Source organism: Streptomyces sp. T39 (assembly GCF_008042045.1).
GTDB lineage: Bacteria > Actinomycetota > Actinomycetes > Streptomycetales > Streptomycetaceae > Streptomyces.
Map to the genome: position 1 here is coordinate 1 of NZ_RDBP01000001.1, position 10,213 is coordinate 10,213.

The 10,213-nt window shown below is 75.6% G+C and carries 11 protein-coding genes and 1 pseudogene; 7 read left to right on the forward strand and 5 right to left on the reverse strand.

Features of this window, described 5'->3' with window-relative positions:
• The first annotated feature begins 597 nt into the window (after window positions 1–597).
• From EAO77_RS00005 to EAO77_RS00015, 3 genes are all read left to right on the forward strand, one after another.
• Window positions 598–1,767, forward strand: a complete 1,170-nt coding sequence (locus EAO77_RS00005; protein WP_147986075.1) for an acyl-CoA desaturase — start codon at window positions 598–600, stop codon at window positions 1,765–1,767.
• Window positions 1,768–1,843: 76 nt separating this feature from the next.
• Complete coding sequence (locus EAO77_RS00010; RefSeq protein WP_147986076.1) at window positions 1,844–2,026, forward strand: hypothetical protein; 183 nt, start codon at window positions 1,844–1,846, stop codon at window positions 2,024–2,026.
• 125 nt (window positions 2,027–2,151) lie between these two features.
• Complete coding sequence (locus EAO77_RS00015) at window positions 2,152–2,694, forward strand: MOSC domain-containing protein (protein ID WP_147986077.1); 543 nt, start codon at window positions 2,152–2,154, stop codon at window positions 2,692–2,694.
• Between the two features lie 52 nt (window positions 2,695–2,746).
• Here EAO77_RS00015 and EAO77_RS00020 read toward each other — a convergent pair whose 3' ends face one another.
• The 3 genes from EAO77_RS00020 to EAO77_RS00030 all read right to left on the reverse strand — a co-directional run bounded on the left by EAO77_RS00020 (window position 2,747) and on the right by EAO77_RS00030 (window position 4,881).
• Entirely contained in the window at window positions 2,747–3,583 is an 837-nt protein-coding gene (locus tag EAO77_RS00020) for a hypothetical protein (RefSeq protein WP_147986078.1), read from the reverse strand.
• Window positions 3,584–3,668: 85 nt separating this feature from the next.
• Entirely contained in the window at window positions 3,669–3,995 is a 327-nt protein-coding gene (locus EAO77_RS00025; protein WP_147986079.1) for a hypothetical protein, read from the reverse strand.
• 283 nt (window positions 3,996–4,278) lie between these two features.
• On the reverse strand, window positions 4,279–4,881 hold the full coding sequence (locus EAO77_RS00030) for a class I SAM-dependent methyltransferase (protein ID WP_147986080.1): 603 nt from the start codon (window positions 4,879–4,881) through the stop codon (window positions 4,279–4,281).
• A gap of 205 nt (window positions 4,882–5,086) precedes the next feature.
• Here EAO77_RS00030 and EAO77_RS00035 point away from each other — a divergent pair, with 205 nt between their 5' ends.
• Window positions 5,087–5,872, forward strand: a complete 786-nt coding sequence (locus tag EAO77_RS00035) for an MHYT domain-containing protein (protein WP_147986081.1) — start codon at window positions 5,087–5,089, stop codon at window positions 5,870–5,872.
• Here the strand turns inward: EAO77_RS00035 and EAO77_RS40980 are convergent.
• Window positions 5,833–5,964, reverse strand: a pseudogene (locus tag EAO77_RS40980) (MHYT domain-containing protein); the annotation flags it as partial. The gene EAO77_RS00035 and the pseudogene EAO77_RS40980 overlap by 40 nt on opposite strands.
• Window positions 5,965–6,069: 105 nt before the next feature.
• Here EAO77_RS40980 and EAO77_RS00045 point away from each other — a divergent pair.
• From EAO77_RS00045 to EAO77_RS00055, 3 genes are read left to right on the forward strand one after another with little or no spacing between them, the layout of a single operon-like run.
• A complete protein-coding gene (locus tag EAO77_RS00045; protein WP_147986083.1) occupies window positions 6,070–8,679 on the forward strand; it encodes a nitrate- and nitrite sensing domain-containing protein in 2,610 nt (869 codons plus the stop codon).
• Window positions 8,680–8,691: 12 nt separating this feature from the next.
• The gene (locus EAO77_RS00050; RefSeq protein ID WP_147986084.1) at window positions 8,692–9,114 is read left to right on the forward strand and encodes a roadblock/LC7 domain-containing protein; all 423 of its coding nucleotides are present in this window, start codon (window positions 8,692–8,694) and stop codon (window positions 9,112–9,114) included.
• Window positions 9,111–9,512: a DUF742 domain-containing protein gene (locus EAO77_RS00055; RefSeq protein ID WP_147986085.1), complete on the forward strand. Its 402-nt coding sequence runs from the start codon at window positions 9,111–9,113 to the stop codon at window positions 9,510–9,512. The genes EAO77_RS00050 and EAO77_RS00055 overlap by 4 nt, the downstream gene beginning before the upstream one ends.
• 31 nt (window positions 9,513–9,543) lie before the next feature.
• Here the strand turns inward: EAO77_RS00055 and EAO77_RS00060 are convergent, their stop codons facing one another.
• Window positions 9,544–10,131 carry a GNAT family N-acetyltransferase gene (locus EAO77_RS00060; protein WP_147986086.1) on the reverse strand — a complete coding sequence of 196 codons (588 nt, stop codon included), beginning with the start codon at window positions 10,129–10,131 and terminating at the stop codon, window positions 9,544–9,546.
• Window positions 10,132–10,213: the final 82 nt, after the last annotated feature.

Here is a 10,213-nt window from a genome sequence, read left to right on the forward strand (position 1 = left end):
CCACCCCCGACGGCGCGGGACGACGCGGAACCACGACCCGGCGCGGGACGACAAGGACCCCGGCCAGGCGCGGGACGACGCGGACTCCGGGCGGGACGACAAGGCCTGGAGCGCCGCGGGGGAGAGGCGGGACGTGACGGGCGGGGGCGGCGTTGCCGAAGGGGGCCTGTGCACAGCGACGATGCGTTCCTCAAATTTGACTACTCGACCGGAGTCGCCGAGGGTACCCCACCGCGAGCCCGCCCGGGCCGCCCGCCGATGTGATCCGCGTCATCCCGCGCCTGCCCGGAGTCCGCGTCGTCCCGCGCCTGGCCGGGGTCCTTGTCGTCCCGCGCCGGGTCGTGGTTCCGCGTCGTCCCGCGCCGTCGGGGGTGGAGACAGCACCACCCCCGACGGCGGGTGTCCCCCCGCGGGGTCCGGGTGGTGGCGCCATGGCTGCGGACACCGCCTGATCCGTACGTTTTCCGGACGGGAACACCCCGGACCACCGGCCGCAGGCCCACGCGCCGGGGCCCCCGCACCACCGGAGCGGGGGCGCCGCGGCGCCCCCGCCGGCGTCCCCATCCCTCATGCCCGCACCACAGACCGGAGACCGACATGCCCCAGGCCACCGCCGCCCTCGCGGACCCGCCGGCCGAGCCGCCCGTCCCCGGCCCCGGCGTCCGCCGGGCGAGCGAGTTCGCGCCGCTGCTGCGCACCGTCAGGGAGCAGGGCCTGCTGGAGCACCGCCCGGGCTGGTACGCACGGGGCATCACGGTCAACGTGCTCGCGCTCGCGGCCGTGGTCACGGGTGTCGTCGTGGCGGGCGGGTCCTGGTGGGTGCTGGCACTCGCCCCGCTTCTCGCGCTGTTCTCCACCCGTGCCGCCTTCTTCGGCCACGACGCGGGCCACGCCCAGATCACCGGCGACCGGCGCGCGAGCCGGGTGATCCAGCTGATCCACGCCGACCTGCTGCTCGGCATGAGCCAGGAGTGGTGGAACGACAAGCACAACAGACACCATGCCAACCCCAACCACGTCGACAAGGACCCGGACGTGGTGGCGGACATCCTGGTCTTCACCCAGCGGCAGGCAGGCGGCCGCACCGGGCTGCGCGGCCTGCTCACCCGCCACCAGGCCTGGCTGTTCTTCCCCCTGACCACCCTCGAAGGCATCGCCCTCAAGGTCTACGGCTTCCGCGCCGTGTTCTCCCGCACCTCCCCGGCGCGCCCCTGGACGGCGCACCGCGCCCTGGAGGCCGGACTGCTGCTGGCCCATGTGGCCGGCTACGCCACGCTGCTGCTGACCACGATGAGCCTGCCGCTGGCCCTGGCCTTCGCCCTGCTGCACCAGATGCTGCTCGGCCTGCACCTCGGCCTGGCCTTCGCCCCCAACCACAAGGGCATGGAGATGCCCGACGGGGAGCACGGCAAGGACTGGGGTCATCTGCGACGCCAGGTCCTCACCTCCCGCAACATCCGGGGCGGGCACGTCACCGACTGGCTGCTCGGCGGGCTCAACTACCAGATAGAGCACCACCTCTTCCCGAGCATGCCCCGCCCGCACCTCCGCCTCGCCCGGCCGCTGGTGCGCGCCCACTGCGCCGCGCTGGCCGTCCCGTACACGGAGACCGGGCTCGCCGACTCCTACCGCCAGGCACTCGCCCACCTGCACGACGTGGGTGAACCGCTGCGCGCCGCCCCGCGGACCGCGGCGCCGCAGCCGGCCGGGGCCTCCCCGGCCGCCGCGGGCGGTGACGCCCGGCGGCACCGCGTGGGAACGCGGTGACGCGGCGGGGAACCACGTACAGCGATCGCGCGTTCTCGGAACAGAAAGCGGCCACAGCCGCGAAGGAGGCGACGACATGTCGACACGTACCAAGGTCGTCATCGGGGGAGTGGCCGTCGGCCTGCTCCTGATGCCGCTGATCGGATTCTGGCTGTCCCTGCTGGTGGTGCTCGGTGTACCGGCGGCCGCCTACCTGATGCTCGACCCGAGCCAGCGCCGCCGACTGCGCCGGGTGTCCCGGCGCGAGATCGGGCGCTGACCCGCCGGGCCCGGGGCGGGACACCCGGGCCCYGGTGTCCCGCCCCGGGCCGGCCGGAGCCCGGGAGCAGGGTCGTGACGGTCTCCCGTCCGGGAGGTCACCGCCGAGGAGAGGGAGCCCGCGCCATGGACGCGACGGTCGCAGCGGTCAGCAGCAACGGGGAGTACGCGTTCACCAAACCGAACCGGGACAGCATCACGCTGCTCGCCGGCCTGGGGGTGGAGGGGGACGTCCACGCGGGGGCGACCGTCAGGCACCGGTCGCGGATGGCCCAGGACCCGACGCAGCCGAACCTGCGGCAGGTCCACTTCATCCAGGGCGAGCTGTTCGCCGAACTGGCGGCGGCCGGCCACCCCGTCGCCCCGGGCGACCTCGGGGAGAACGTCACCACCAGCGGCATCGATCTGCTCGCCCTGCCCACCGGCACGCTGCTGCGGCTCGGTCCCGACGCCGTCGTCGAGGTCACCGGCCTGCGCAACCCGTGCGCCCAGATCGACGCCTTCCAGAACGGGCTGCTCAAGCGGGTCGTCGGCAGGGACGGGAACGGCGCGATCGTCCGCAGGGCGGGGATCATGGGCGTCGTCCTGTCGGGCGGCGTCGTCCGGCCCGGAGACCGGATGGCCGTGGAGCTTCCCGAGGGCGCGCACCGCCCGCTGGAGCGCGTCTGACCCGGTGCCCGCCCCTCACGTGAAGGGGGGTGGCGCGGCCTGTTCCGGCAGGTCAGGAGGGATGGACCGCGACCTTCACCAGCACGTCGAGCAGCGACTCCAGTTCCGGTCCCCGCTCCACGGGGATCACCTCGCACGGCTCTTCGTCGAGCAGGACGAAGGCCATGTCGTCGGTCCGCGCCACCAGCGACCAGCCCGGCCCGTCGGCACGGATCGTGCGCGCGCCGCCCGGCGCGAAGGCCGACCGCACCCGGCCCGGCGGCGGCACGGCATCGGCGTAGGCGCGCGCCTCGCGCAGCGCGCGCCGCAGGCCCTCGGCGAGCCGGTCCTCGTCCTCACTCCCGCCGCCGTCCGCCACGGGCGCCGTCGGGGCCGCGCCCCCGTCCGGCTCCGCCGCGGCGTCCTGCCCGGTCCCCTCGCGCCACTGCGCCCACTGCTGGGCCACCTCGTCGGCGCCCATCCTGCGCTGGGCGGGTCCCCACTCCTCGGTGTCCGGCGGGGTCAGCGGCGGCCGGTCCCCCTCCTCGGGGGCCGGATCGTGCGGGGCCGGCACACCGGGCGCGGCGACCGCGAGCTCCAGCGGCCAGCCCGGCAGCGCGGCGACGACCGAGTTCTCGTCGGGGGAGAGGTCGTACTCCATCCCGCAGTCCCAGGACGCGATCGCGACCGCGACGAGCGAGACGTCGTCGATCACGACGGTCCACCGGGCGCCCTGCGCGTCCTGCCCGATGACCAGACCGTATCCCTCCGCGTACGGCTCCAGCGCCAGCGCACGGCACGCCTGCGGGTAGTCGTCGCCGAGCACGCCGGGGAACTGCGCGGGTGTGAGCAGCACAGCCGTCAGTACGTACAGCGCGTCGTCGTCCACGGCCTCTTCCGCCCCGGGCACGGCTACCTCCCCGTCCGATCGTTCGTCGGCGCACCTTAACCAGTGGGTAACCCGCGCGTCGAGAGGTGGAGGGGCCCGGACGTCCTCAGACCGGCCGGGACTGTTCCGCTCCCGGCAGGCCGAGCAGCCCGCGGGCCACGGTCTCCACCGGCTCGTCGCGCTCCCTGGCCAGAGCGATGACCGCCCGGCAGGCGAGCTCGTTGATCCCGAAGACCAGCGCGTCGGGCGCGACCCAGCCCGACGCCTCGTCGAGGCGGTCCTCGTCGTCCTCGACGCTCGCGGTCACATAGGCGGCGGCGGCCTCGAAGACGTTGTGCTGCGGCCGGGACGGGTCGGGCGGCGGGACGGGGACGGGCGGATGGGCGGCGAAGACCTTGCGCAGGCGTGCGAGCGCACGATGAACGGTGTTCACGTGGAGCCACCTTCCCCGGGACGACGCGGTCGGCGTATACCGCTGACACATCAAGTCTTCCACCCGGCAACGGAGTTCGAACGGCCGGGGCGGGCCCGACCAGGGCGCCGCGGCGGACGCCGGGCACGATCTCCGTGCGCCGGCGCGGGCCGCGGGGCGGGTGCGGGTGCCGCGGGGGGCACGGGCGCGGCGCCGGAGCGCGGTCCGGCGGCCGGATGCGGTGGGGCGGCGCGGGAGATGTCGTCCGGCCACCGCCGCGGACCGTGCCGCCGCGGTGCGGCGGTCAGCCGTCCCCGCGCTCGGCCAGTACCAGGAAGCGGTCGTCGCGGTCCGTGTACGAGGTGGTCCGCCACCCCGAGGACGCCAGCAGCGGCCGGAGACGGGGCTCGGCCCGCAGGTCGTCGTCGCCGACGGTCCGGCCGTGCCGGGCGGCGAGCGCGGCCCGGCCGATGGGGTGGAACAGCGCGAGCACCCCACCGGGCCGCACGGCACGCGCCAGTTCCCGCAGGTTCTCCGCGGGGCGGGGGAGGTGCGCGATCAGCCCCGCCGCGAACACCGCGTCGAGCGCGCCCGTGCGCAGCGGCAGCCGGGACACGTCCGCGAGCACCAGCGCGCCGCTCCGGGCGCGGCCGGCGGCGCGCGCCGCGTCGAGCATCCCCGGCGTCAGATCCATGCCGATCACCACCCCGTCCGCGCCGACGGCCGCGCGCAGCGGCTCCAGCGCCCGGCCGGTACCGCATCCGGCGTCGAGGACCCGGTCGCCGCCGCGCAGTCCGAGCAGACCGACCGCCGCCGCGTAGGCGGGCCCGTCGTCGGGGAAGCGGCTGTCCCAGCCCGCGGCGCGCGGGCCGAAGAATTCCTGTACGTGCGTGTGGTCGTCGGCCATCCGTCCATGATCCGCCAGAGGGGCCGGTCCCGTCACCCACCGGCCGGATCACGCCGTCCGGCCGGCACCGGCCGACCGTTGTGACCGAACTGTGCGCATGTTCGAGCGCGGCTCGGTCGACGCGCGGCATCTGCCTGTCATATTCCATCAGCTTTCGAACTGAACCCCCGGACCGCCCACTCCATCGGACTAGCGTCCCTGAGCCATGGGACACCTGGACCACACCGCATTCGGCGTGCTGACACCCGCACTCTCGTACCTGATGGCCGTCATCGGCGCGGCCCTCGGACTGCGCTGCACCGTGCGCGCGCTCGGCACCACCGGCCGCTCCCGCCGGAACTGGCTGCTCACCGCCGCGTCGGCCATCGGCACCGGCATCTGGACGATGCACTTCGTCGCCATGCTCGGCTTCGCCGTCCGCGGCACCGACATCCGCTACGACGTGCCGCTCACGATCCTCAGTCTTCTCGTGGCCATGCTGGTGGTCGGCGCGGGCGTCTTCTGCGTCGGCTACGGCAAGGACAGGCGGCGCGCGCTGCTGGTCGGGGGGCTCTCCACCGGCGTAGGTGTCGCCAGCATGCACTATCTGGGCATGGCGGCCCTGCGCCTGCACGGCACCGTGGAGTACGACCCGCTGCTGGTCGCCCTGTCGGTGGTCATCGCCGTGGTCGCCGCCACCGCGGCCCTGTGGGCCGCCCTGAACATCAAGTCGCCCCTGGCGGTGGCCGTCGCCTCCCTCGTCATGGGCGCCGCGGTCAGCAGCATGCACTACACGGGGATGTTCGCCGTCCGCGTCGACGTGGCACCGGCCGCGGGCGGACTGCCGGGCGCGAGCGCGATGCAGTTCATCTTCCCGCTCGCCGTCGGCCTCGGCTCCTACCTCTTCGTCACGGCGGCCTTCGTCGCCCTGTCCCCGACGGCCTCGGAGCGCGCTGCGTACCCGACCGCGGGCGGTGCCACGTCGACGCGGACGGCGAACATCCCCGTGTAGTGCATGCTGCTGACCGCGGCGCCCATGACGAGGGAGGCGACGGCCACCGCCAGGGGCGACTTGATGTTCAGGGCGGCCCACAGGGCGACGGCCACCGCCAGGGGCGACTTGATGTTCAGGGCGGCCCACAGGCACCCGGCCCGGCGCCCCCTGAGCGCGGAGCCGCCGTCCCGCCCCGCAGCCGGAACGAGGAGGCCATGCACACACCCCGCACCACCCAGGACGGCGAGAGCCCGCCCCCGCAGGGGCGACCGGGCCGCGGACGGCGCGCCCACGCCGGCGCCCCGGCGGTCGAACACACCGGACACCGCCCGTCTCCCGTCCCGGCGGACCCCGAACCGCCGCGCCGCCGCTCCCGGCGGCCCCTGCTCCGGGCCCGCACCGTGCGGGCGAAGGTCATCTGCCTGCTGATGGTGCCCGTCCTCTCCCTGCTCGCGCTGTGGGGCTTCGCCACCGTGACCACCGCCCAGGACATGTCCGAGCTGCGTCTGCTGCGCCATGTCGACGCCCAGGTGTCGACCCCGCTCGCCGGCGCCCTCGCGGCACTCCAGGCCGAACGCCTGGCGGCACTGCGCCAGATCGCCGCACCGGACGCCGAACGCGCGGCCGCCCTGCGAACGGCCGCGGCCCGCACCGACACGACCGTGCGCGCACTGCGTCTCGACGAGGGGCACACCGTCGCCGCGGGCGGCGAGGTGCCCGGTGAGATCGGTGACCGGCTCACCGCGTTCATCCGCGCGGTCGCCGCGCTGGACGGTTCCCGCAAGGCCGTGGCCGGCGGAAAGGCCGACGCGGAGGCGGTGTACGCCGCGTACAACACGGCGGTGGAGTCGGCCTTCACCGTCGTGGGCGCCACCGCCGCCCTGCGGGACGGCGCCTCGGCGTCCGACGCCCGCGTGCTGCTGGAGCTGGACCGGGCCGGGGAGATGCTGGCGAGGGAGGACGCGCTGGTCACCTCCGCCCGTCTCGCGGGCGACTTCCCCGCCGGACGCCTCCGCCTGTTCACCGGCGCCGCCGCCACCCGGACGGCCCTCCTCGACGCGGCCGCCGCGGACCTGCGCGGGCCCGGGCGCGCCGCGTGGCGTGAACTCGCCGGGCGCGCCGGGTACCGGGACCTGCGCACCGCCGAGGACCGGATCGGCGCCGCGCCCGCGGGGCGCCGGGCCGCCTCGGCCGTGTCCGCGGCGGCCTGGGAGGAGGCCCACCGGACCGTCGCGGTCGCGCTGCGCGACATCGTGACCTCGGCCCGACGCGATGCCGCGAGCCGGGACGCCCCGGCCGGAGGAGGCATGCTGACGGCCGCCGGCGCCGCCGTGGCACTCGGCCTGGTGGCCGTCGTCGCCTCCCTGGTGATCTCCGTGCGCATCGGCCGCGGTCTCGTCGTCGAACTCGTCACCCTGCGCAACGGCGCGCTCGACATCGCCCGGCGCAAACTGCCCCACGCCATGGCCCGGTTGCGCACCGGGGAGCGGATCGACATCCACGCGGAGGCCCCCGCGGGCCCGCCGGCCGAGGACGAGATCGGGCAGGTGGGCGAGGCACTGGGCACCGTGCACCGGGCGGCGCTCGACGCGGCCGCCGAACGCGCCGAACTGGCGGGCGGCATCTCCGGCGTCTTCGTCAACCTCGCCCGCCGCAGCCAGACACTGGTCCACCGCCAGCTCGCCCTGCTGGACGCGATGGAGCGCCGGGCCGACGACCCGGGGGAGCTCGGCGACCTGTTCCGCCTCGACCACCTCACCACCCGGATGCGCCGCCACGCGGAGAGCCTGATCATCCTCTCCGGCGCCGCCCCCGGCCGGGCGTGGAGCACGCCCGTCCCGCTGACCAGCGTCGTCCGCGCCGCGGTCTCCGAGATCGAGGACTACGCCCGGGTCGAGCTGCGCACGCTGCCCGAGGCGTCGGTGACCGGTGCCGCCGTGGCCGACGTCACCCATCTCCTCGCCGAACTCGTCGAGAACGCGGCCCAGTTCTCGCCGCCCCACACCAAGGTCCGCATCACCGGCGAACCGGTGGGCAACGGCTACGCGCTGGAGGTCGAGGACCGCGGCCTCGGCATGGGCAAGGACGCGCTCGCGGAGGCCAACCGCAAGCTGGAGGAGTCCGAGGCGCTCGACCTGTTCGACAGCGACCGGCTCGGGCTGTTCGTCGTCAGCAGACTCGCCTCCCGGCACGGCATCAGAGTCCGGCTGGGCACCTCGCCCTACGGCGGAAGCACCGCGGTGGTCCTGCTGCCGACGGCGCTGCTCCAGCCCGCTCTCCCCGCGGCCGGGCACCCCGCTCCCGCCGGGGGGCCGGCGCCCGCCGACGCGCCGGCCGCCGGGGAGCGGGCGTCCACCGCCGGCACGGCACCCGGCGGGCCCGCCCCGCACGGGCCGGCGGGACGGCCGCCCGCCGCCCCGGTCCGCCTGCCCACCGGCGCCGGCCGTGCCCCCACGGGGCCGCGGGCCGCGCCGGGCGGACCGTCCGGGACGCCCGCCCCCGCGGGCCGCGCCCCGGCGGTGTCCGAGCGGGCACCGGCGGGCACCGGACATCCGGCGGGAGCCGCCGACCGCTCCCTGCCCGGTCCGCGTGCCGTGACCGGACTGCCCCGCCACCCGGACGCGCCCGCCGGGGCCGGACGACATCTCCCGCGCCGCCCCACCGCATCCGGCCGCCGGACCGCGCTCCGGCGCCGCGCCCGTGCCCCCCGCAGGACCGGTCCTCGGAGCGGAAGCCCGTCTCCGGGGGCACGGGGACCCGTTCCCGGGCCGTGGACCGGCACCGGAGCCCGGCGCCGCACCGGGCCGGGCCGTTCCCCGCAGTGAAGGAGACCGCACATGACCGAGCACGAGCCGGCCACGGGCCACTACCGCTTCGGTGACCTGGACTGGCTGCTCGACGACCTCGTCGTCCGGGTGGGCGAGGTCCGCCACGCCGTCGTCCTCTCCGGCGACGGGCTCCCCGTGGGCGCGTCCGCCGGGCTGAGCCGTGAGGACGCCGAACACCTGGCGGCCGTGGCCTCCGGCTTCCACAGCCTGGCCAAGGGAGCCGGACGCCACTTCCAGGCGGGCGGAGTACGGCAGACGATGGTGGAGATGGACGACGGATTCCTCTTCGTCGCCGCCGCGGGCGAGGGATCCTGCCTCGCGCTGCTCACCGCCGTCAGCGCCGACATCGGCCTGATCGCCTACGAGATGGCCCGCCTGGTGAACCGGGTCGGCGAGCATCTGCGCACACCGGCCCGCGTGAGCTCACCGTGAGCGGCCCCGCCGCGGCGCCCGGCAGCCAGTGGTACGACGCCGACGCGGGGCCGCTGGTCCGTCCGTACGCGATGACCGGCGGCCGGACCCGACCCGGCCCGAGCAATGTGCGGTTCGACCTGATCGCGCTGGTGGTGGTGGACGAACGGGCGGCCCCGGACGCCGAGGAGTCCCTCCTCGGCCCGGAGCACCGCACCCTGCTGTCCCTGTGCCGCTGCGAGACCCAGTCCGTCGCCGAACTCGCCGCCGACGCCGACCTGCCGGTCGGTGTCGTGCGGGTGCTGCTCGGCGACCTCCTCGAAGCGGGCCATGTGAAGGTCAGCAGCCCCGTGGCCCCCGCACACCTGCCCGACGAAAGGATCCTGCGTGAGGTCATCGAGGGCCTGCGCGCCCTGTGAGCCCGGCCCGCGCACGGGCGGGCGACGCCGCTCAGCCCTGTCCGGCGGCGCCGCGCAGCCATGTCCGTCGGGTCAGCGCGTACTCGACGTCACCGTGTTCGGATCCCTCGATCACCTCGGGCCACTCCTCGAAGAAGGTGCGGACGAACACGAGCCCGGACTTCTCCATGACCCGCCGGGAACGGGAGTTCACCGTCATGGTGGTGGCGGTCACCCGCTCCACACCGAGCTCGGTGAAGCCGAGCCGGATCAGGGCACGGGAGCCCTCCGTGGCCAGCCCGCGCCCCCAGGCGCGCCGGTGCAACCGGTAGCCGAGCTCGACCTCCTCGCCGCTGTCCGGCACCGTCGGCCGGAACTCGAACCAGCCCAGGAAATCCCCCGTGGCACGGTCCTCGGCCGCCCAGTGGCCGCGGCCCTCGCCACGTGTCCCGTCGAGGCAGGGGAAGCGGCGCAGCAGGGCGGGCATGGTCTCCCGTTCGACCTCGTCCCGGGTCGACGGGCGCCCTCCGTTGAGGTGCCGCATGACCTCCGGGTCCGCGTCGAGGGACAGGACGAGGTCCACGTCCTGCGGCCCGAAGGGCCGGAGCGTGAGGCGGTCGGTCCCCAGAAATACGTGCATGGGCCGATTCTCGCCGCCACGGGCGGCTCCCTGCGAGCGAAAATCCCGCGTCCCACGCCCCCCTGAGCCTGCGCCCGTGCCC

Bases quoted from the DNA above. Each gene is read 5' to 3' on its own strand.
- EAO77_RS00015 (WP_147986077.1), top strand. From the start codon at position 2,152: ATGGACGCGACGGTCGCAGCGGTCAGCAGCAACGGGGAGTACGCGTTC.
- EAO77_RS00050 (WP_147986084.1), top strand. From the start codon at position 8,692: ATGACCGAGCACGAGCCGGCCACGGGCCACTACCGCTTCGGTGACCTG.
- EAO77_RS00035 (WP_147986081.1), top strand. From the start codon at position 5,087: ATGGGACACCTGGACCACACCGCATTCGGCGTGCTGACACCCGCACTC.
- EAO77_RS00030 (WP_147986080.1), bottom strand. From the start codon at position 4,881: ATGGCCGACGACCACACGCACGTACAGGAATTCTTCGGCCCGCGCGCC.
- EAO77_RS00005 (WP_147986075.1), top strand. From the start codon at position 598: ATGCCCCAGGCCACCGCCGCCCTCGCGGACCCGCCGGCCGAGCCGCCC.
- EAO77_RS00045 (WP_147986083.1), top strand. From the start codon at position 6,070: ATGCACACACCCCGCACCACCCAGGACGGCGAGAGCCCGCCCCCGCAG.
- EAO77_RS00060 (WP_147986086.1), bottom strand. From the start codon at position 10,131: ATGCACGTATTTCTGGGGACCGACCGCCTCACGCTCCGGCCCTTCGGG.
- EAO77_RS00010 (WP_147986076.1), top strand. From the start codon at position 1,844: ATGTCGACACGTACCAAGGTCGTCATCGGGGGAGTGGCCGTCGGCCTG.